At 56.8% G+C, this 20,115-nt stretch carries 17 protein-coding genes; 10 read left to right on the top strand and 7 right to left on the bottom strand.

The annotated features are described in order from the left end of the window. From EAY64_RS04800 to EAY64_RS04815, 4 genes are all read right to left on the bottom strand, one after another. Nucleotides 1-1,169 (bottom strand): methyl-accepting chemotaxis protein (locus tag EAY64_RS04800; protein ID WP_158604609.1); only part of this gene is annotated, 1,169 nt, incomplete at its 3' end. Between the two features lie 475 nt (nucleotides 1,170-1,644). Further along, nucleotides 1,645-2,646, bottom strand: coding sequence for a cytochrome-c peroxidase (locus EAY64_RS04805; RefSeq protein WP_199734386.1), 1,002 nt, complete (start codon nucleotides 2,644-2,646; stop codon nucleotides 1,645-1,647). A gap of 522 nt (nucleotides 2,647-3,168) precedes the next feature. Continuing rightward, nucleotides 3,169-3,387 (bottom strand): hypothetical protein, encoded by a 219-nt coding sequence (locus EAY64_RS04810; RefSeq protein ID WP_147456177.1) that lies wholly within the window; start codon nucleotides 3,385-3,387, stop codon nucleotides 3,169-3,171. A 233-nt stretch (nucleotides 3,388-3,620) separates the two neighbouring features. Beyond that, nucleotides 3,621-4,016: a hypothetical protein gene (locus tag EAY64_RS04815; RefSeq protein WP_147456178.1), complete on the bottom strand. Its 396-nt coding sequence runs from the start codon at nucleotides 4,014-4,016 to the stop codon at nucleotides 3,621-3,623. A gap of 854 nt (nucleotides 4,017-4,870) precedes the next feature. On the opposite strand from EAY64_RS04815, the gene EAY64_RS04825 reads away from it, so the two are divergent. The 3 genes from EAY64_RS04825 (at nucleotide 4,871) to EAY64_RS04835 (ending at nucleotide 8,184) form a co-directional block, all read left to right on the top strand. Then, a complete protein-coding gene (locus tag EAY64_RS04825; RefSeq protein WP_103523658.1) occupies nucleotides 4,871-5,119 on the top strand; it encodes a hypothetical protein in 249 nt (82 codons plus the stop codon). Between the two features lie 155 nt (nucleotides 5,120-5,274). Beyond that, nucleotides 5,275-6,201, top strand: coding sequence for a restriction endonuclease (locus EAY64_RS04830; RefSeq protein WP_103523659.1), 927 nt, complete (start codon nucleotides 5,275-5,277; stop codon nucleotides 6,199-6,201). 174 nt (nucleotides 6,202-6,375) lie between these two features. Further along, complete coding sequence (locus EAY64_RS04835) at nucleotides 6,376-8,184, top strand: ATP-dependent nuclease (protein WP_103523660.1); 1,809 nt, start codon at nucleotides 6,376-6,378, stop codon at nucleotides 8,182-8,184. Between the two features lie 164 nt (nucleotides 8,185-8,348). Here the strand turns inward: EAY64_RS04835 and gyrB are convergent, their stop codons facing one another. The 3 genes from gyrB to dnaA all read right to left on the bottom strand — a co-directional run bounded on the left by gyrB (nucleotide 8,349) and on the right by dnaA (nucleotide 13,443). Beyond that, nucleotides 8,349-10,739: a DNA topoisomerase (ATP-hydrolyzing) subunit B gene (gene gyrB, locus EAY64_RS04840; protein WP_103523661.1), complete on the bottom strand. Its 2,391-nt coding sequence runs from the start codon at nucleotides 10,737-10,739 to the stop codon at nucleotides 8,349-8,351. A 146-nt stretch (nucleotides 10,740-10,885) separates the two neighbouring features. Further along, entirely contained in the window at nucleotides 10,886-11,992 is a 1,107-nt protein-coding gene (gene dnaN, locus EAY64_RS04845) for a DNA polymerase III subunit beta (protein WP_103523662.1), read from the bottom strand. Nucleotides 11,993-12,045: 53 nt separating this feature from the next. Then, the gene (gene dnaA / locus EAY64_RS04850) at nucleotides 12,046-13,443 is read right to left on the bottom strand and encodes a chromosomal replication initiator protein DnaA (protein ID WP_103523663.1); all 1,398 of its coding nucleotides are present in this window, start codon (nucleotides 13,441-13,443) and stop codon (nucleotides 12,046-12,048) included. Between the two features lie 354 nt (nucleotides 13,444-13,797). Between dnaA and rpmH the strand changes: the two genes are divergently transcribed. From rpmH to EAY64_RS04885, 7 genes are all read left to right on the top strand, one after another. Then, nucleotides 13,798-13,932 carry a 50S ribosomal protein L34 gene (rpmH, locus tag EAY64_RS04855; RefSeq protein ID WP_103523664.1) on the top strand — a complete coding sequence of 45 codons (135 nt, stop codon included), beginning with the start codon at nucleotides 13,798-13,800 and terminating at the stop codon, nucleotides 13,930-13,932. A gap of 7 nt (nucleotides 13,933-13,939) precedes the next feature. Then, nucleotides 13,940-14,302: a ribonuclease P protein component gene (rnpA, locus tag EAY64_RS04860; protein WP_103523665.1), complete on the top strand. Its 363-nt coding sequence runs from the start codon at nucleotides 13,940-13,942 to the stop codon at nucleotides 14,300-14,302. Continuing rightward, nucleotides 14,278-14,487 carry a membrane protein insertion efficiency factor YidD gene (yidD, locus tag EAY64_RS04865; protein WP_045848138.1) on the top strand — a complete coding sequence of 70 codons (210 nt, stop codon included), beginning with the start codon at nucleotides 14,278-14,280 and terminating at the stop codon, nucleotides 14,485-14,487. The genes rnpA and yidD overlap by 25 nt, the downstream gene beginning before the upstream one ends. Nucleotides 14,488-14,506: 19 nt before the next feature. Beyond that, nucleotides 14,507-16,156, top strand: coding sequence for a membrane protein insertase YidC (gene yidC / locus EAY64_RS04870; protein ID WP_103523666.1), 1,650 nt, complete (start codon nucleotides 14,507-14,509; stop codon nucleotides 16,154-16,156). 151 nt (nucleotides 16,157-16,307) lie between these two features. Beyond that, nucleotides 16,308-17,660 (top strand): tRNA uridine-5-carboxymethylaminomethyl(34) synthesis GTPase MnmE, encoded by a 1,353-nt coding sequence (mnmE, locus tag EAY64_RS04875; protein WP_103523667.1) that lies wholly within the window; start codon nucleotides 16,308-16,310, stop codon nucleotides 17,658-17,660. Between the two features lie 147 nt (nucleotides 17,661-17,807). Continuing rightward, on the top strand, nucleotides 17,808-18,923 hold the full coding sequence (locus EAY64_RS04880) for a sterol desaturase family protein (protein ID WP_103523668.1): 1,116 nt from the start codon (nucleotides 17,808-17,810) through the stop codon (nucleotides 18,921-18,923). 194 nt (nucleotides 18,924-19,117) lie between these two features. Beyond that, nucleotides 19,118-19,903, top strand: a complete 786-nt coding sequence (locus tag EAY64_RS04885; protein ID WP_103523669.1) for a substrate-binding periplasmic protein — start codon at nucleotides 19,118-19,120, stop codon at nucleotides 19,901-19,903. Nucleotides 19,904-20,115: the final 212 nt, after the last annotated feature.

The raw sequence follows: 20,115 nt of genomic DNA on the forward strand, positions 1-20,115 counted from the left end.
GCGGCATTCAGTGCCAGCAGATTGGTCTGGTCGGCAATATCGCGGATCACATTGATCACGGTTGCCACCTCGCCGCTATGCGCTTCCATCTCATGAATGCTGCTGGCCGACACGGTGACCACCTGGGAAATCTGGTGGATGTCGTGGATGGTCTGTTCGATGATGCCGCTGCTGTCCAGCACCAGCGTCTGGGCCGATTTGGCACCAGCACTTTGCTGGGCCGACTGGTCGGCCACATGGTTGATGCTTACCGTCATCTGCTCGATGGTGGCGGCGATATTGGCCGAGGCCTCGCTTTGCGCGCCAGAGGCCATCGATACCTCATTGGCGGTTTGTGCCAGTTCCTGCGACGAGCGCTTCACCTGATGCGCGCCATTGGCCAACTGGCCAAACGACTGCTGCAGGCCATCCAGCAGCTGGTTGAAGGCGCGGGCGGTCAGGCCGATTTCATCCTGGCTGCTGCTGTCGGCGCGCAGGCGGAAATCCCGCTGGCTGCTGACCGTTTCGATGGTGTGCTGGATGCTGCCCAGCCCGTGACTGATGCTGCGATACAGCATCAGGGCCAGCACGCTGGTGACCAGCAGCGCCACGGCCATCAGCCCCAGTGCCACGGCAAATACCGTCTGGTAGGTGTGATCGTTATCCGCCGCCAGCTGCTCGGCCAGCCGGTAATTGAACTTGGCATGCTGTTCTACCGCCTGCATCAGCTGGGTGGCGGTCTGGCTGAATTCACTATTGATCAGCGCCACCGCCTGTTCGGTCTGGTTGTTGCGCGACAAGGCCAGAATCCGGCTGCGGCCCTCGCGGTACTGCGCCATCATCGTCTTGTCTGCCGCCAGCAGCTGGCGGTCTTCATCGCTCGCGCTGGCATTGATCTGGTACGACTCCATCAGTGTGTCAAAGCGCTGGTCGGCATCGGCCAGGTTTTTTTCGGCCACTGCTTTTTGCTCGGCCGAGCTGGCCAGTACATGGCGCAAGGTATTGGCACGGATATCCGCCACAGCCCGCAGCGTGCCCTGCATGACTTTCAGATCGGGAAAGGTACTGTTCCGCACATACCCGAAGCGCTGCTGCCCATCATGCAGCGCGTGAATGGCATAACCACCAACCAGCAACATGCCGGCCAATGCAATCGACAAGGTGAGCAATAATTTTTTCGTGATGGTCATCATGTATCCCGAAATCAGAAAGTAGCAATGATTCGCCAGATTAAACCCATTGGAATGACTTTGGCTAAACCGTTTCAGCTTAGGTTATAAGCTAATGTTCGGCCATCTTGAAGTCAATATTTGCAAATTTTACATTAATGTAAATGACATTTTTTGCTGAACACGGAGCAAAACCAAGCCGGACAAGGGTGAGCCGCTGCTGATCGCAGCTGGCAGAGCGCTTGCCATGATCCAGCCGCCGGCCGGCCAGGATGTTGCGCCATATCAGAAATTGCTGATTTTTTAGGGAAAGTCAGGGTTTTGCGGCACAAAAGACCGGCTAGTGCTTGAAAAGCAAACAGGCCTGCCAAATCAGCAGACCTGTTGCCATGTCAAAACCCGCTGGCGTGCTGCCGCTTGACCGCGGCTAACAAGATAGCGTTGCGTCGCAGGGGCAAGGCGGCGCAATGCCGTAGCAGGATATTCTCAGCAGCGCCTAGTTGAAAGGCGTCGGGTGCGGCGTGTTATTGCTGGAAGCCGGCAGAATCGGCAGCACGATCTGCGGCTGCTTGCCGGTCAGCGTATGCAGGAAGGCGACGATATCGCCTATCTCCTGCTGATTGAAGGCCCGGCCCAGCTGCAGCTTACCCATGGTGGACACCGCAGCCTCCAGCGTCGGGGCACCGGCATCATGGAAATAGGGCGCACGCAATGCCACATTGCGCAAGGACGGCACCTTGAACGCCATGCGGTCGGCATCGTTACCGGTGACACCGGCCCGGCCCTGCGCCGGGTTGCTGGTTTGGTACGGCGCCACCAGGCCCATTTTTTGGAAGGAATTGCCCCCCACCGCCGGGCCGTTATGGCAGGCCACACAACCGGCGGTCTTGAAGGTTTGATAGCCGCGCAACTCCTGCGCATTCAGCGCTTTCTTGTTGCCCTTCAGCCACTGGTCAAAGCGCGAATCCGGCGTGACCAGGGTTTCCTCAAACGCAGCAATCGCCTGGGTTACCTCCTGCATGGTGATTTGCTTGCGGCCAAACACCTGGTTGAACTCATTCACATAGGCGGGAATGGAGCGCAGCACATCCAGCGCCAGCACATGGTTGGACGCCATTTCCCGGGGATTGGCAATCGGGCCGCTGGCCTGCTCCTGCAAGGACTTGGCACGGCCATCCCAGAACTGCGCCACATTCATGCTGGAATTAAGCACCGAAGGCGAACGGATAGGCCCTTGCTGCCAATGGTCACCAATCGACGAACTGAGATTGTCACTGCCGCCGGTAGACAGGTTGTGACAGGAATTACAGGAAATGAAACCCGACTTGGACAGGCGCGGTTCAAAAAACAGCTTTTTGCCTAATTCCACCATGGCCGGGTTTTTAATGACGGCTTTGGGAATAGGTTGAATCGGCTCACTCTGAATACTGGGTGCAGCATTGGCAGATATTGCCAGCCATAGCGGAAACATCATGCCGAGATATTTAAGGGATTGCATTGCCATCTCCATTTGCGGTTGAAAAATTCTGTTTGCGCACTGCGCGTCGCGTGTTGTGGTGTGTTGGCAATGATCCGTTACGGCTTTTTATTATAAATATCGCTGTTAAATTATGGTGTTCAGCATGCGTATGGCAGCCCGGATTAAGCCGTGCATAATCCGGGCGTAATGCCAGCCTAAATAATCCCGCAGTGCCAGGATAATGCATGGCCAAGGCTGGGAGACAAGATGAGGCAGATTAAGGCGGGCTGATTTGTCGCAGATCAAATAGCACAAATCAAAATGCTGGCAGGCGAATTGATATTTTCAATTAATATGATAGCCAAAACAAATCAGCATGAATTATTTGGAGGTAGGAATAGCGCCAGATCATTGCGGGGCAATGCTGGGAGTGCAGATGGCTAAAGCCGAATAAAGCAAGTGGCCGTGCCAGTATTCACCACAGCATGTATGCCGGCTATGGCAGATAAAAGCAGGGCAGTGGTATGCCAGGGACGGGCATGAGGCAGAGTATGGCGGGAATTATTTAATTAAAAACATGAAACCCAGGGTGAGCAGGATAAGCAGACACAGCATGCTGATACCACACATCTGTTCGATGATGGCATCCAGACAAACCATCATCCAGCGCACGGCCTTGCCCCTGAAGCCCTCCGCTGGCGGCTGCAGCAGCAGTGGCCTGGCCATGTATTTTTGTCTGAAGGGAAACATTTCTTGAATACTCTTAACAATAATTGCCACAAGACAATAATTGTTAAATTAGTGCAAATCAAGATATTAAAAGGTAAATAAGATGTTAAGGAATGAAAATAATTATATGGCATTAACAAACCAGCCAGCTTGAACCGCACAGAATGGCTGGTCCGCATAGCGGCAGACAAAACAGCGCAGCGCCCTGCCACACTACGCGCCGGCACAGAAAAGAAAGGCTGCGCCAGGATGCGTCACGCGTAGCAGGGCTTTTGTCAGCGGCGCTAAAACCGCTGTAGGGCGGCCAGCGTGCGGGTGAGCAGATTATGCAGATGCTGCAGGATCAGATACTGGTCGCTCGGCTCCAGCGCGGCCGCATGCTCGGTATTCAGCAACTGCAGCAAACCTTCCAGCGTGCGGCGGCTTTCCAGCAAGCGCGCATCCACCTCAGTCAGCTGCGCCTCCAGCCGATGGCAGACCGCCAGCACATCCTGCCAGGCCTGCGCCACGGCCGGTGCGGGCTGATCACCCAGCGCCGCCTGCATGGCAGACAGGCTGGCATGCAGCGGCCCCAGCGGCAGGCAAGCATGCTGCAAGAACTGGGCAAACTGCGGAGCAGACTGAGGGGGAGAAAAAGACGGCCGCCCGGACGGCGGTGTAGCGCGAGGCGTGCTGCTCATGGCAAAACCCTCCTTAGGTAGGTTCACCCGCCACACGTCGCCAAACGGAGGTGGCAGGCGCAAGGCAGGGTTGGCGAACCGGACCTAAGAACCGGCATACCCGAAGGTATCCCCACCAAGGCCCGCCATAGATGCTGCGAAGCAATGGTGTGTTCGGACACTCCGCAGTCGCAGCTGCGTCAGTCCGTCTTAGGTCACAGGTCGCCAAACCTGATGCCGCTATTGAACGACACCGGGGGATTATCAGCCGATAAGAGTACTAGAAGCAAGGCAGGCGGCCAGCCAAAAGCCAACACCCGACCAGACGACACGGCGTGGATGAGCAAGCCAATGGATGAGCAGATTGATGTCCCGCGCAATCCGGCAAGGCAGAGTAAAGAATGTGACGTAAAAGCGGCTGACAAACCAATGCCAGCCACCCAAGATGGCAAAGGCGTTACCAACAACAGGAAACCGGTACCAAAGCGGCTCCCACCAAGGACTGTAAAAGCATAAAAAAGCCCACCATGTTCAGACGTGGTGGGCTTTTTTTGTGATCGCTTACCGCTCGTAGGCTTTGAGAATCAGTGCCTTGGCCAAATCAAATTGCGGGCGAAACACCAGCCGGTCTGGCTGACACAGCGTGAAATGGCTCAGTTGTTTGATGTGAGCACGGACAATGTGGGGCTGCATCTCAAGAAAATCTTTGAGGATGGCAAGTTGCTGCGGGAGGCAACTACCGAGGAATCCTCGGTAGTTCAAACCGAAGGGGGCCGAGAAGTAAACCACCCTGTTACGCTGTACAACCTCGATGCCATCCTAGCCGTCGGCTAGAGGCACTGACAAACATCAGACCCCACCACGAGAAACCAGCCATGTACGACGAAAAAGACCTGATCTACTCCCCGCTGCAACAGAAATACACCGCCGATGGCAAAACGGTGGAGGTGTTCATCTATCGCCTGCCGGATAGCGGCTGGACACTGGAAATCGTCGATCAGTACGACAACTCAACAGTTTACGATGGCGAGTTCGCTACCGATCAGGAAGCCTTTGATCTGTTTCTGGAAGAAGTGGCATCAGAAGGTATTGAGGCAATGATCGGCCCGGCTCCCGGCTTATAAGGTCAGATCTGTAGGGTGGAAGCCCCGCGATTTTTGGGGCGTTCCGCCATCACACACCCACCCCATTGCGTATTAACTGCTTTTCAGGCTTGTGCTTATGCCAATCGCGTGTTTTCCTGTTGGGGTCAATTTATTGATGCTAAGGGAGAGTGGGTGTGGCCCGTCGCAAGCCAAAGCAGAGTTTCGCTCAGGGGCTGATTGCCTCGCCGTGGTATATCAGTGTGGGCTTTGCTGTTGCCAGTTTGATTCTGTTCAAGCAGATACTGCCCGCCATGTGGGCGGGCAATATGTTCTTGAAACCGCTGTCACAAGCCTTTGCCACCATGGCGTGGCTGCCTGCTGGTTTCTTTTTCCTGCTTGCTGCATTAGCAGCCCTGCGCGAGTTTGGCCAACGTCCACCCGCCAACAAACGGGTTATTCCGCCACTCACCCCCGCCACACCACGGCCAAGCACAGCCCCTCCACATGATGTCGTCGCTGATGCGCATGTCCCCCCGCCTACCATTACCAAACCCACGCCAACGTCCAAACCCCAAGTCTGGTCGCTGGCACTGATTCATAGTCTGGAATGGAAACGCTTTGAAGATGTATGTCAGCAGTTTTACCAACTGCACGGCATTAAAAGTGAAACCACCCCGCTGGGGCCGGATGGCGGCATCGATATCCGCCTGTTTCAGGATGATTCCGGGCAGGCAACGTCAATCGTACAGTGCAAGGCCTGGGGCGAACGCTATGTGGGCGTGAAACCCGTGCGCGAATTACTGGGCGTGATGACGCACGAAAAAATCACCAAAGCCTTCTTCATGACCAGCGGCAAGTTTTCCGACGACGCCAAGCAAGTGGCCCGCAGCAACCACATATCCCTGATCGACGGTGCCACGATGCTGACCATGATCGAGCGCCTGCCCACTGCTGCAAAACAACAGCTACTGGAATTTGCCATCCGTGGCGACTACACCACCCCCACTTGTCCGCATTGCGGCATACCCATGCGCCATGTAAACGGCAAAGCAGGCCGCCCGGATTTTTGGGGGTGTCACAACTATCCGAGGTGTAGGCAGGTGCTGGGGATGAGGGGGTAACTCAATGTGGGTCGCTGTTCGTTCAAAATTTATATCCGAATCCTAGAGTAACATCGGTTTTTTGCTGATTAGTGGTGGGTACAAAGGTATCTGGTAAAGACAATGCCATTTAGTAGTTTTAAAAAATTATTTATTGCTGGAATTTAAACGCACTGTTATTCAAAGGAGCAATGCATGAAGTTGCACTCGCTACAGATTGAAGGATTCAAAAGAATTAAATCAGCAAAAATTATTTTTGGTGAGGCAACATTTCTAATAGGTTCCAATAATGCAGGTAAAAGTACCGTATTGAAAGCAATTGAATGTCTGCTGTCAGCAAAAAAGACGATTCCAAGTCCTGAATATTTCTCTATCGTTGATGATGAAACTGGAGAGACCAAGCCAGCAGTAGATACAATTACACTGGAAGCTGAGTTTAGAAATCTTCCAGTTGAAGCAAAGGAGTGGCGAGGGTTCAAGGGGAGAATTTTTTCCTATCATACAGATGATGCATTGGATTCGGGGCTGTCCGTTACATATAAGAAAACATACCCGCTAGGCAAGGATGTCATTATCGAATTTAAGTCAAAAGAACGCACTATCAAGCCAGAGTTCTCATCCTGCAAGACGGTTCAGGATTTAATTGATAGTGGAGCTCCCTTTGCTGATGTTCAAGATATTTTCCCTGATCTCACTGCCAGAATTGTAAACAAAGCAATGCAGGAGAAGCTTGATCAGCTAGATGCTATTTGGGATACAAAGGAAACGGAGACATGGTTTCAGAATCCGGGAGGTATTCCCGGTGTGGTTTTAAAAATGTTACCGCGTTTTTTGCTTATACCGGCAGATACCTCAGCAGGAGAAATCGAGGGTGCTGCTTCAGGAGTGCTTGGAAAGACACTGAACGAATTATTTGAAGATGTACGTGGCGCATCGGAAAACTATGCACATGCACAAGGCTATTTGGACAAGCTTGCCAAAGAGCTAGACCCAGAAGATAGTAGCTCTGAATTCGGAAAGATGATTTCTGAATTGAACTCTGTACTTGCAAGTATTTTTCCAGATTCACAACTTCATGCTACGGCGAGCCTGAATGATCCTAAGACAGCGTTGAAGCCGACATTCAATGTCGAGATGTCTAGCAACGTTCGAACTCCCGTTAGCTATCAAGGGTCGGGGATGATTCGAGCGGCAGCATTTGGCATGCTCAGGTTTCGTCAGAAATGGCTTTCAAAGAGAGAAGATGATCATTCACGATCGCTACTCGTTTGCTTTGAAGAGCCTGAGATCTATTTACACCCAAGTGCAGCGAACCAAATGCGTGACACAATCTATGAATTGAGCAGTCATGATTCGCAAATTGTTGCCACGACACATTCACCTTTCATTATTGATCTTGCACGAAAACCGAAACAAGTATTAAACAGCCTTCAATCTAATGCCGATGGAGTTCATGTATCTCCTTTTAATGTAACTGACGCATACCTAGCCTTGGCGGATGATGCCAAAGCACATGTAAAGATGCTTTTGCGAGTTGATGATCACGTGGCAAGAGTGTTTTTTACCAAAAATGTCGTAATCATTGAGGGTGATACTGAAGAGATTGTTCTTAAAGAAACTCTCAAACGACTTCCCAAAGAGCGTTACCTTAAAATTATCTCAGACTTCGAAATAGTAAAGGCAAGGGGGAAGGCCTCAATCATTGGGTTAGTGAAGTATCTTGTCGCTATGGGCATTAGCCCTATTGTTGTGCATGACCGTGACGGGGGTGTTCCAGGAGCTGAAATATTCAATCAACCAATTGCTGAGGCACTTGCGGGCTGTGGTAAAGTTATTCAGATGCATGAGAACATTGAAGATGAAATGGGATACCTTGCCCCAAGTTCAGAGAAGCCATTTAAAGCATATCAACATACACAAACTTGGGGAGATGATTGGGCAGACCTGCCTGCGGTATGGAAAGAAAAGATGGTAGAAATTTTCGGTAATTATATTGAAAATTAAAATGCACAATTTGGTAGATACAGACTGATGTATCTGTCCATCGTAGATCTCGCTTAGTCTGGCCTTAAATAAAAAAAGCTCCATGTTGGAGCTTTTTTTATTAGCTGAGTCGCTAGTTTTTACTTTTGCGAACAACTTTTACTTGCGATGTCACCCGTCTGTGCTTACACATCAATATTCCGCGCAATCAGGGCATTGCCTTCGATGAAGGCGCGGCGGGGTTCCACGTCGTCGCCCATCAGGGTGGTGAACACGTCGTCGGCACCCATCACGTCCTCGATACGTACCTTCAGCAGGCGGCGCACGTTCGGGTCCATGGTGGTTTCCCACAGTTGTTCCGGGTTCATTTCGCCCAGGCCTTTGTAGCGCTGGATGTTCATGCCCTTTTTCACTTCGGCCAGCAGCCAGTCCAGTGCCTGGCCAAATTCGCTGATCGGCTTCACGGTTTCGCCACGGCGTACTGCTGCGCCTTCTTGCAGCAGGCCGCTCAGCAGTTCGCCGGTTTTGGCCAGTTCCGCGTAGTCGCCGGTTTCCAGGAAGTCCTGGTCTAGCACGGTCACCAGCACGTTGCCGTGCAGTTTGCGGATGATCTTGATCAGGTGGCCGTCGTTCTTTTCGTCGTGCAGCAGTTCCAGCGTGATGGCCTCTGCCGGTACCAGTGCGCGCAGGCGGGCGATGGTGTCGTTGGAGGCTTGCTCGGTTTCCAGTGACAGGCGGCCGGACTTGAGCATGGCTTCCAGTACCAGCGGGTCGATCACGCGGCTTTCGCGTTCGATCACGGCGCGGGCCAGCAGGAACTGGCGGGCTACTTCGGCCAGGGTGTCGCCGGCCAGCGGGGCGGCGTCGGTGCCGGGGACGAGTTCGGCTTTTTCCAGTGCCAGTTGCAGCAGGTACTGGTTCAGCTCGTAGTCGTCCTTCAGGTAGCGCTCTTGCTTGCCGTGCTTGGCCTTGTACAGCGGCGGCTGGGCGATGTAGATGTGGCCGCGTTCTACCAGTTCGTGCATCTGGCGGTAGAAGAAGGTGAGCAGCAGGGTGCGGATGTGCGCGCCATCGACGTCGGCGTCAGTCATGATGATGATGCGGTGGTAGCGCAGCTTGTCCGGGTTGTATTCGTCCTTGCCGATACCGCAGCCCATGGCGGTGATCAGGGTGGCGACTTCCTGGCTTTGCAGCATCTTGTCGAAGCGGGCGCGTTCCACGTTGAGGATCTTGCCCTTCAGCGGCAGGATGGCCTGGAATTTGCGGTCGCGGCCTTGTTTGGCGGAGCCGCCGGCGGAGTCGCCCTCGACCAGGTACAGTTCGCACAACTTGGGGTCTTTTTCCTGGCAGTCGGCCAGTTTGCCGGGCAGGCCCAGGCCGTCCATGATGCCTTTGCGGCGGGTGATTTCGCGGGCTTTGCGCGCGGCTTCACGGGCGCGGGCTGCATCGACGATCTTGCCGCAGATGGTTTTGGCATCGTTGGGGTTTTCCAGCAAATAGCTCTTGAGCGCTTCGCTGATGACTTCGTTGACCACCGGGCCGATTTCGCCGGAGACCAGTTTGTCCTTGGTCTGGCTGGAGAACTTGGGGTCCGGCAGCTTGACGGAGAGTACGCAGGTGAGGCCTTCGCGCATGTCGTCGCCGGTGGTGTCCACCTTGGCCTTTTTGGCTACTTCGTGTTCTTCGATGTACTGGTTGAGCGTACGGGTCATCACCTGACGCAGCGCGGTCATGTGGGTGCCGCCATCACGCTGCGGGATGTTGTTGGTGAAGCACTGGACGCTTTCCTGGTAGGAGTCGTTCCATTGCATGGCCACTTCCACCGTCATGCCGTCTTTTTCGCCAATGCCGTGGAACACCTTGGGGTGCAGCACGGTCTTGTTGCGGTTCATGTATTCGACAAAGCCGGCTACGCCACCGGAGAAGGCGAAGTTTTCTTCCTTGCCGCTGCGCTTGTCCAGCAGGTTGATGCCCACGCCCTGGTTGAGGAAGGACAGTTCGCGGATGCGCTTGGCCAGGATGTCGAAGTGAAATTCCACCAGGCCGAAGGTTTCTTCGCTGGCGCGGAAGGTGACTTCGGTGCCACGGTGGTTGCTGTGGCCGGTGACGGTGAGCGGGGCCACGGCATCGCCACGGCGGAATTCCATTTCGTGCACCTTGCCGTCACGCCAGATCTTCAGCTTCAGCCAGTCGGACAGCGCGTTCACCACGGAGACGCCCACGCCGTGCAGGCCGCCGGAGATCTTGTAGCTGTTGCTGTCGAATTTGCCGCCGGCGTGCAGGATGGTCATGATCACTTCGGCCGCCGAACGTCCTTCTTCCGGGTGGATGTCGGTGGGGATGCCCCGGCCGTTGTCCGATACGGTGATGGAGTTGTCGGGGTTGATGATGACCTTGATGGTGTCGGCATGGCCGGCCAGGGCTTCGTCAATGGCGTTGTCCAGCACTTCGAACACCATGTGGTGCAGACCGGTGCCGTCCGAGGTATCGCCAATGTACATGCCGGGGCGTTTGCGTACTGCATCCAGACCCTTGAGGACTTTAATGCTATCCGCGCCGTATTCCTGTTCGCTCATGCTTATTCCTGAACAGCGGGAGTGGGGAGTCGGGAGTGGGGAGTAAGCCAATCCGTCATCACGCTTCCTGCTGTAATAAAGTCAAATTCAAGACCTGCCGAGGGGAGTGGTCAAACCCGACTCCCCACTTCCTACTGACTACTCCCTTAGATGCGCATTGGCATCACGATGTACTTGAAGTTGCTGTAGTCGGGAATGGTGACCAGCGTGCTGCGGTTGGAGTCGCCAAACGCCATTTGCAGCGTGTCGGCCGGCAGGTTGGTCAGCACATCCAGCAGGTAATTGATGTTGAAGCCGATTTCCAGCTCGCCGCCCTGATAGGCGATTTCCAGTTCTTCTTCCGCTTCTTCCTGCTCGCTATTGGTACACAGGATGGACATCTTGCCCGGTGCCAGTACCAGCCGCACGCCACGGAATTTCTCGTTGGCCAGAATGGCGGCGCGTTGCAGCGCGTGCAGGAAGGTGAGGCGTTCGATCAGGAAGATCTTGTCGTTATCCAGCGGAATCACCCGGTTGTAGTCGGGGAACTTGCCGTCTACCACCTTGCTGATGATCACGGTGGAACCAAAGCTGAAGCGCACCTGGTTGGCCAGCACTTCAATATTGATTTCGTCGTCACTGTCCTGCAGCAGCTTGTACAGCTCCAGGATGGTCTTGCGCGGCAGGATGACTTCGGCCTTGGGCAGGGTGGCTTCCACGTCGGCGCTGGCAAAGGCCAGGCGGTGGCCGTCGGTGGCGATCAGCTTCACCTGGTTGCCATCAGTCTGCATCAACAGGCCGTTGAGGTAGTAACGGATGTCCTGCACGGCCATGGCAAACTGCACCTGCGAGATAAGGCGCTTCAGTTCGCGCTGCGGCAGGGTGAAGCTGGCGTCCGAGGCCGAGCCCACCGACAGCAGCGGGAAGTCTTCCGCCGGCAGGGTTTGCAGATTGAAGCGGCTCTTGCCGGCTTTCAGCGTCAGGCGGCCGTCCAGCTGTTCCAGCGTGACCGTGGCCTTGTCCGGGATGGCGCGCAGGATGTCCTGCAGCTTTTTGGCCGAGGTGGTCAGGCGGAAGTCTTCGCCCGGCAGTTCGTCGGCACTGGCGGTGGTGATCTGGATTTCCAGATCGGTGGCCAGAAAGCCTACCTGGCCGCCCTTCTTTTCAATCAGTACATTGGAAAGAATCGGCAGGGTATGGCGTCGTTCGACAATACCGGTCACCGCCAGCAGGGGCTTGAGAAGGGCATCGCGTTCGGCTTGCAGGATCAGCATGTTTCGGGCTCCCGAATGTGTCCAGAGTCAGTTATCGGTTGAATCAACATCGTTCAGTTACGCAGCATGGATAGCAGCGTATCGTAATCGTGTGCCATATCGGCGTCATTACTGCGCATTTCGGCAATGGTCTTGCAGGCATGCAGCACGGTGGTGTGGTCGCGCCCGCCAAAGGCGTCGCCGATATTGGGCAGGGAAAGCTGGGTCAGCTCCTTGGCCAGTGCCATCGCCACCTGGCGCGGCCGGGCGATATCGCGGCTGCGCTTTTTGCTGTGCATGTCGGACAGCTTGATCTTGTAGTACTCGGCCACGGTTTTCTGGATGGCATCCACCGTGACCTGGCGGTTGCCGGCGGCCAGGATGTCTTTCAGCGCTTCTTTTACCAGATCCAGCGAGATGTTCTGGTTGGTAAAGCGGGCATAGGCCACCACGCGTTTGAGCGCGCCTTCCAGTTCGCGCACATTGGAGCGTACGTTCTGGGCAATGAAAAACGCCACCGGGTGATCCAGCTTGATACTGTCGGCCTCGGCCTTTTTCATCAAAATAGCCACACGCATTTCCAGCTCCGGCGGCTGGATTTCCACCGTCAGGCCCCAGGAGAAGCGCGAGATCAGCCGCTCTTCCATGCCTTCTATCTGCTTGGGGTAGGTATCGCAGGTCATGATGACCTGTTTGCCGCCCTCGATCAGCGCATTGAAGGCGTAGAAGAATTCTTCCTGCGTGCGGTTCTTGCCGGCAAAAAACTGGATGTCGTCGATCAGCAGCAGGTCCAGCGAATGGTAGTAGCGCTTGAACTCGTCAAACGCCTTGTGCTGATAGGCGCGCATGATGTCGGCCACATAGCGTTCGGCGTGGATGTAGCGGATCTTGGCTTGCGGGTTTTTCTGGAATACGTGGTTGCCGATGGCCTGAATCAAGTGGGTCTTACCCAGGCCGACACCGCCATAGACAAACAGCGGGTTGTAGGCCTGGTCGCCCGGATTTTCGGCAATCTGCATGGCCGCTGCACGCGCCAGCTGGTTACCCTTACCGGTTACCAGGGTGTCAAAGGTAAACGAGGGGTTGAGCCGGGTGCTTTCGTGGCTGCCGCCAATGGCTTTTACCGCGGCCTGCTTGGCCTGGCTGGGAATATTGCTGGCGGCCGGGGTGGGCGCGGGTTTGCGCGCGCCATTGCCCGTGGCTGCCGGCACGGCCAGCGGCTTGCTGCTGGGCGCACCCAGGCGCAGTTCGACCGGTGCTTCGCCAACCAGCTCGACAGCCAGTTCTTCAATGCGGCCGAGGAAACGGTCCTTGATGAACTGCATGATGAAGCGATTGGGTGCAAACAGCGCAATGCCTTCATCGTTGGCTTCGGCCGCCAGCGGCTTGATCCAGGTGTTGAACTGCTGTGAAGACAGTTCGGCCTCGAGGCGAGCGAGGCAGGCAGGCCAGAATTGATCCAGTTCGGTCATTAAGTACACACAAGTAAAAGCAAAAACCCGCCGTGACGATTATCAGGTTCGGCGGGATGGGCCATGGTTTGCCGCCCGGTGGGTTGGCCGGCGCAGTGCGCCTGGCGTGGGGCGTAACCTTGGCATGTGTTCATGCATGGCAGTGGCTTGCACCATCCTCCTGTCGCGCATACCGCCCTGGGCGGGTGGTCTCGTTTAATAATTACGCAGGGGGTGAGGTGCGTTAAGTTTCGACATTCTAACGGTTTTCAGCAAAGTTATCCACAGGTGTGCTAAAAATTTGCCATTGACAAGCGGCGGTTTTTCTTGTGAAATCACGCGTTTATTTCCGTTTCGAAACAGGAATTCTTTATCATGAAGCGTACTTACCAGCCTTCCAATACCCGCCGCAAGCGCACTCACGGCTTCCTCGTTCGCATGAAGTCCCGTGGTGGCCGCGCAGTTATCGCCGCCCGTCGCGCCAAGGGTCGCAAGCGCCTGGCCGTATAAGTTAGCAATGACTTATCGCTTTCGCCGTGTGCACCGGCTATTAAAAACGGATGAATTTTCATCCGTTTTTAGTTTGCGGCAATCGCGCAGCACGGCCTTGTTTCAGGTGTACGCCCGCCCCAACGAACTGGGCCATGCCCGTGTCGGCCTTGTTGTCGGCAAAAAGGTTCACAAGCGGGCAGTACGCCGAAACTACATCAAGCGTACGGTACGCGAGTGGTTTCGCCTGAATCAGGCAAGCTTGCCGGCGCAGGACTACATCGTCCGGGCCAAGCAGGCTTTTTCCCGCGCTGACAGAGCAGAAGCTGTCATCGCCTTGTCTACACTCTTTGCTAAACTGGCACGATGTCGCGCCTCCTCATCCTCCTGATCCGTTTTTATCAACTGGCCATCAGCCCCTGGCTGGCACCACGGTGCCGCTATGTGCCGACCTGTTCCAGTTACGCGATCGAGGCGGTGAGAAAGCATGGCGCCTGCAAGGGCGGCTTTCTGGCGATGAAACGCATCGGGCGCTGTCACCCCTGGGGTGGCAGTGGTTATGACCCGGTTCCCTGAACTTTCCGGTATCGTAGAGATGGATTCCAAGCGACTCATAATCTTCATCGTCCTGTCCATGGGCATCCTCCTGCTGTGGCAGGAGTACTTTGCGCCCAAGCCTGCCCCGCAGCAGGTGGCACAGACCCAAACGGCTTCGCAGCCGGACGCACCGGCCAGCCATACCGCCAGCGCCCAGCCTGCTGATGCAGCCAAGCTTAGCGCCGGTCAGCGCATTCGCGTCAGCACCGATGTGATCAAGGCCGAAATCGATACCGTAGGCGGCGACCTGCGTCAGCTCGACCTGCTGAAACACGATTCCGCCACGGATGCCAAAAAGCCGTTCGAGCTGCTCACCGACAAGAATGGTCGCGTGTATGTAGCCCAGACCGGCCTGGTGGCAGCCAGCAATCCGGCACTGCCCACCCACAAAACCGTCTATAGCGCCGAGCAGTCCAGCTACACCCTGAGCGGCGACAGCCTGCAGGTGAAACTGACCGCCCCGGTAGCCAATGGCGTGCAGGTGGTGAAAACCTACACCTTCAAGAAGGGCAGCTACGATATCGGCGTTCGCTTCGATATCCACAACGGCGGTAGCACGCCGCTGGCCCCGACCGCCTACTACCGTCTGCTGCGTGACGGCCAGGCACCGGAAGGCGAAGGCCGCTTTGCCCACACCTTTACCGGCCCGGCGGTGTATACCTCCGACAACAAGTTCCAGAAGGTTTCCTTCGACGATCTGGCCAAGGGCAAGGGCGACTACGCCAAGAACGCCACCGACGGCTGGGTGGGCATGCTGCAGCATTACTTCATGACCGCCTGGGTACTGAAGCCGCTGGACGCTGCCAGCGTGTGCAAGGATGAAAAATCCTGCCACTTCGAGCTGAAGGACAGCAACGGCCTGTATTCGGCTGCTGCCACCGTGGACCTGAAAGTCATCAACCCCGGCCAGACCGCCTCCATCACCGTGCCGCTGTATGCCGGCCCGGAAGACTACAGCGTGCTGACCAAGGTTGCCGATGGCCTGGAGTATTCCAAGGACTATGGCTGGGTGCACATCTTTGCTTCGCCGCTGTTCTGGCTGCTGACCAAGCTGCACGGTCTGGTACAGAACTGGGGCTGGGCCATTGTGCTGCTGACCCTCACCGTCAAGGCCATCTTCTACCCGCTGACTGCTGCATCCTACCGTTCCATGGCCAAGATGAAGGCCCTGGCACCGCGTCTGGAACGCATGAAGGAACAATACGGCGACGACCGCATGAAGTTCCAGCAGGCAGTGATGGAGATGTACAAGAGCGAGAAGGTGAATCCGCTGGGTGGCTGTCTGCCCATGCTGATCCAGATTCCGGTGTTCATCGGCCTGTACTGGGCGCTGCTGGCTTCGGTTGAGCTGCGTCAGGCACCGTGGATCCTGTGGTACACCGACCTGGCCCGCCCGGACCCGTTCTATGTGCTGCCGGTGATCATGGCGGCCACCATGTTCCTGCAAACCTTCCTGAACCCGCCGCCGACTGACCCGATGCAGGCCAAGATGATGAAAATCATGCCGGTTGCCTTCTCGGCCATGTTCTTCTTCTTCCCGGCTGGTCTGGTGCTGTACTACGCAGTCAACAACATCCTGTCGATTGCCCAGCAGTGGTACATCAACAAGAGCATTGAAAACAGCAAGAAAGTAGCCCTGCAGTCCTGAAACGGACGGTAGTGACTGACAAAGCCCGGCCAGATGAAGGCCGGGCTTTTTTCCTGATACAGTAAAAAATCAGCGCAAGCTGACCCAAGCAGCTGTCGCCATCCTTGTAGCGGCTGCTTCGGTCAGCCTGTCAGCCGCAAGGAAAGCCCGCATGTCTACCCTCTACGCTCCTGTCACCATCTGCGCCATTGCTACCGCTCCCGGTCGCGGTGGCGTGGGCGTCATCCGCGTTTCCGGGCGCGACTTGCTGCCCTTTGCTGCGGCACTGAGTGGCGGCAAGCAACCCAGGCCGCGTTATGCCACCTATACCGATTTCTACGCGGCCGACGGCCAGGCCATCGACAATGGCCTGCTGCTGTACTTCCCCGGCCCCAACAGCTTTACCGGCGAAGACGTGCTGGAGCTGCAAGGCCATGGCGGGCCGGTGGTGCTCAATATGCTGCTCAGCCGCTGCCTGCAACTGGGCGCACGGCTGGCCGAGCCGGGCGAGTTCTCCAAGCGCGCTTTTCTCAATGACAAGATGGACCTGGCCCAGGCCGAAAGCGTGGCCGACCTGATCGACGCCTCCAGCGAAAGCGCTGCCCGCAGCGCGCTCAAGTCGCTGAAAGGGGCGTTTTCCAATGAAATCCATGTGCTGGTGGACGAGCTGATCACCCTGCGCATGCTGGTGGAAGCCACGCTGGATTTCCCGGAAGAGGAAATCGATTTTCTCAAGCAGGCCGACGCGCTGGGCAAGCTGCAAACCCTGCGCCAGCGTCTGCAACAGGTGCAGGCCACTGCACGGCAAGGTGCCATCCTGCGTGAGGGCATGCACGTGGTGCTGGTGGGCCAGCCCAATGTTGGCAAGTCCAGCCTGATGAATGCGCTGGCCGGCGACGATATTGCCATCGTCACCGACATCGCCGGCACCACCCGCGACACCGTGCGCGAGGAAATCGTCATCGACGGCGTGCCGGTGCACATCATCGATACCGCCGGCCTGCGCGATACCGACGATGTGGTGGAAAAAATCGGCATCGAACGCACCTGGCAGGCGGTGGAGCGCGCCGATGTGGCGCTGGTGCTGGTGGATAGCCGTGACGGTGTTACCACCGAGCTGGAGGCTATTCTGGAGCGCATTCCGCCGCAACTGCCGCGCCTGTTCATCTACAACAAGGCCGACCTCAGTGGTGATGCCATCGGCCTGTCCGAGCAGGATGGCCGCAGTGTGCTGCACCTGTCCGCCCGCACGCATGCCGGGGTCGACTTGCTGAAAGCCCGCCTGCTGGAACTGATTGGCTACAGTGGTGCCAGCGAAGGTGTATTCCTGGCACGCGAACGCCACCTGGACGCCATCCGCCGCGCCGCCGAGCATATGGAGCTGGCGCATACCGATTGGGAAATGGTGGAGATTTTCGCCGAAGAGCTGCGACTGGCGCAGAACGCGCTGTCGGAAATCACCGGCCAGTTCACCCCGGACGACCTGCTGGGGGTGATCTTCAGCCGTTTTTGCATCGGCAAGTAAGCCCCGCCAGCGCCGGCACTTGGCCGGGCTACCTGCCGCCTGGCGCGTGCCGCAACAAAAATCCAACAAACATCTGCCCGGCTTTGCTGTACCGTTGGGTACAGGCACACATTGTGCCGTTTTGCCATGTCTTGCGGATCAAGTCTGATGGAACAAATCACCGTATACGCCTTCCCGGTTTTCCTGCTGCTGATGCTGGTGGAGCTGGGCTATGGCCTGGCCATTGGCCGCAACACCTATCGTCTGAGTGACGCGCTGGCCAGCCTCAGCCAGGGTTTGCTCAGCCAGCTGGTTGCCAGTGTCAGCACCTTGTTCCAGATCGGCCTGTATGCGCTGACATGGCGGCATCTGGCGCTGTTTCCCCGCGCCGCGCTGTGGAATAGCGCCTGGGGCTGGCTGCTGGCCATCGTGATGTTCGATTTCTGCGATTACTGGCTGCATCGGGTGGGGCATGAGAGCGCGGTGTTCTGGGCGGCGCATGCCGTGCATCACCAGAGCCAGGATTTCAATCTGTCCACTGCCTTGCGCCAGGAAAGCACCGTGGCTTTTCTCGGCTGGCCGTTTTATTTGCCCATGGCGCTGGCTGGCGTCGCGCCGGAGCAGTTTGCATTGGCCGGGCTGATCGTCTTGCTCTACCAGTTCTGGATACATACCGAGCATATCGGCAAGCTGGGCTGGTTCGACCGGGTGTTTTCTTCCCCGTCCAATCACCGGGTGCATCATGCGGTGAATGACCAGTACCTGGACAAGAACTACGGCGGCATGTTGATCATCTGGGACAGGCTGTTCGGCACCTTTGCCGAGGAGGACGAAGCGCCGGTATACGGCACCCGCAGCCCGCTCAATAGCTGGAATCCGCTGTGGGCGGTGGCATCCGGCTATGTGCCGTTGTGGCGGCTGGCTTGCCAGGCCCCACGCTGGCAGGACAAGTTCAAGGTGTGGTTCAAGCCACCGGGCTGGCTGCCGGCCGGCGTGGTGGATGACAGCCCGGCTTTTGACCTGCAGCGCGCCCGCCAGCGCTTTGATCTGCCACTGAGCCGCAGCAGCATGGTGTTGGCGCTGCTGCAGTTTGTACTGCTGACAGCAGCCGGCGCGGCTTATCTGTGGCAAGCCGATGGCCTGGACAATCTGCAGCTGTGGGCATTCGCCTTGTTGCTGGTGGCCGGCCTGATGGGCTTGGGCAGCCTGCTGCAGCGCCGTCTGGCGGTGGCCGGGCTGTTGCTGCTGGATGCACTGCTGCTGCTGGCAGCATGGCTGCTGTAAGAGCCTGCCAAGTTCTCGTGAGCGAGGCATGGCGAAAACCGCCTGAAACAACTAAGGATGCGGCGTTTACCGTGATTCAATGAGCGTTCGCCCGGTGTTGTTCACGCCGCATCAGCGCGGCCCTGCACACGCATGCACCGCCCCTGTGCTGGCAGCAACAAAAAACCTGCACCGTGCCAGGGTTTGGCGATAGCATGAGCAAAAATCATTTTGCGGATGCCATATTGCCTTTCCTGCGCGGCTTGTTGCCCATTCTCCTGTCACTGTGTTTATGCCCGGCTTGGGCGGCCAGTCCGCCACTGGTATTGGCATTCAATACCTTCAGCCCCTGGAAAACGCTGGATGCACAGGGCCAGCCATCCGGTCCCTATGTGGAAATCATCAAATTGCTGGCCGCCCGGCTGGATGCCCCCGTGCGTTATCTCTCCTGCCCCCTGCAACGTTGTCTGCAAGCCATGCGCCAGGGCCAGGCCGATCTGGTGATCGGCGTGCGCAATAGCGATGACCGTGATGCATACATCACCTTTCTCGATCCCCCCTATGCGGCGGCCACGCCGCTGGCGATTTACCTGCGGCGCGCGGATTCGCGTCAGGTGCGCAGCTATGCCGACCTCTATCCATTACGCATCGGTGTGGTGGAGGGCATGCGCTATCAGCCGGCTTTTGATGAAGATAAACAACTGGAGCGTGATTTCGCGCCAAGCAGTTTGTCCAATTTTCGCAAATTGCTGGCCGGGCGCGTCGATGCCGTAGTCATCAACCGCCGTAATGGCATGGCGTTGTTGCACAGCCAGGGCTGGGAAGCCCTGGTGCGTGAGCAGCCGCTGCAATTGCCCGGGCTGGAAGAGCGCCGGATCGGCTTGTCGCGTCGCTCGCCCTGGTATGCCCGGCGTGAGCGGCTGACGACCGTGCTGCGTGGCATGCTGCGTGATGGCAGCATTGCCAGATTGCTGGCGGCCACCAACCCCGCGCCACAGTGAGTGCTCGCCAGGCCTCTGCGGTGGTTGCCGCGCAAGCGGTGCGGGATACCTGTTCCAAGCCCGTCCCACATCAAAACCGTCGTTGTCGCTGGCCCTATCTGATCGGGTAGCCCTGCCTGAGGCTGACCATGCTGCGCTATCAGTCTGGCCGTCCTCTTTGCCAGTGCCGGTAACTGGCTTTGCATTATGGTGCAGTGCACGATAAAAGCCTT

This window comes from Aquitalea palustris (assembly GCF_003693445.1).
GTDB lineage: Bacteria > Pseudomonadota > Gammaproteobacteria > Burkholderiales > Chromobacteriaceae > Aquitalea > Aquitalea palustris.

Excerpts from the sequence above, each read along its gene's own strand:
- EAY64_RS04805 (WP_199734386.1), bottom strand. The coding sequence starts at position 2,646 with ATGCAATCCCTTAAATATCTCGGCATGATGTTTCCGCTATGGCTGGCA.
- EAY64_RS04815 (WP_147456178.1), bottom strand. The coding sequence starts at position 4,016 with ATGAGCAGCACGCCTCGCGCTACACCGCCGTCCGGGCGGCCGTCTTTT.
- EAY64_RS04825 (WP_103523658.1), top strand. The coding sequence starts at position 4,871 with ATGTACGACGAAAAAGACCTGATCTACTCCCCGCTGCAACAGAAATAC.
- EAY64_RS04835 (WP_103523660.1), top strand. The coding sequence starts at position 6,376 with ATGAAGTTGCACTCGCTACAGATTGAAGGATTCAAAAGAATTAAATCA.
- gyrB (WP_103523661.1), bottom strand. The coding sequence starts at position 10,739 with ATGAGCGAACAGGAATACGGCGCGGATAGCATTAAAGTCCTCAAGGGT.
- dnaN (WP_103523662.1), bottom strand. The coding sequence starts at position 11,992 with ATGCTGATCCTGCAAGCCGAACGCGATGCCCTTCTCAAGCCCCTGCTG.
- dnaA (WP_103523663.1), bottom strand. The coding sequence starts at position 13,443 with ATGACCGAACTGGATCAATTCTGGCCTGCCTGCCTCGCTCGCCTCGAG.
- rpmH (WP_103523664.1), top strand. The coding sequence starts at position 13,798 with ATGAAGCGTACTTACCAGCCTTCCAATACCCGCCGCAAGCGCACTCAC.
- rnpA (WP_103523665.1), top strand. The coding sequence starts at position 13,940 with ATGACTTATCGCTTTCGCCGTGTGCACCGGCTATTAAAAACGGATGAA.
- yidD (WP_045848138.1), top strand. The coding sequence starts at position 14,278 with ATGTCGCGCCTCCTCATCCTCCTGATCCGTTTTTATCAACTGGCCATC.
- yidC (WP_103523666.1), top strand. The coding sequence starts at position 14,507 with ATGGATTCCAAGCGACTCATAATCTTCATCGTCCTGTCCATGGGCATC.
- mnmE (WP_103523667.1), top strand. The coding sequence starts at position 16,308 with ATGTCTACCCTCTACGCTCCTGTCACCATCTGCGCCATTGCTACCGCT.
- EAY64_RS04880 (WP_103523668.1), top strand. The coding sequence starts at position 17,808 with ATGGAACAAATCACCGTATACGCCTTCCCGGTTTTCCTGCTGCTGATG.
- EAY64_RS04885 (WP_103523669.1), top strand. The coding sequence starts at position 19,118 with ATGAGCAAAAATCATTTTGCGGATGCCATATTGCCTTTCCTGCGCGGC.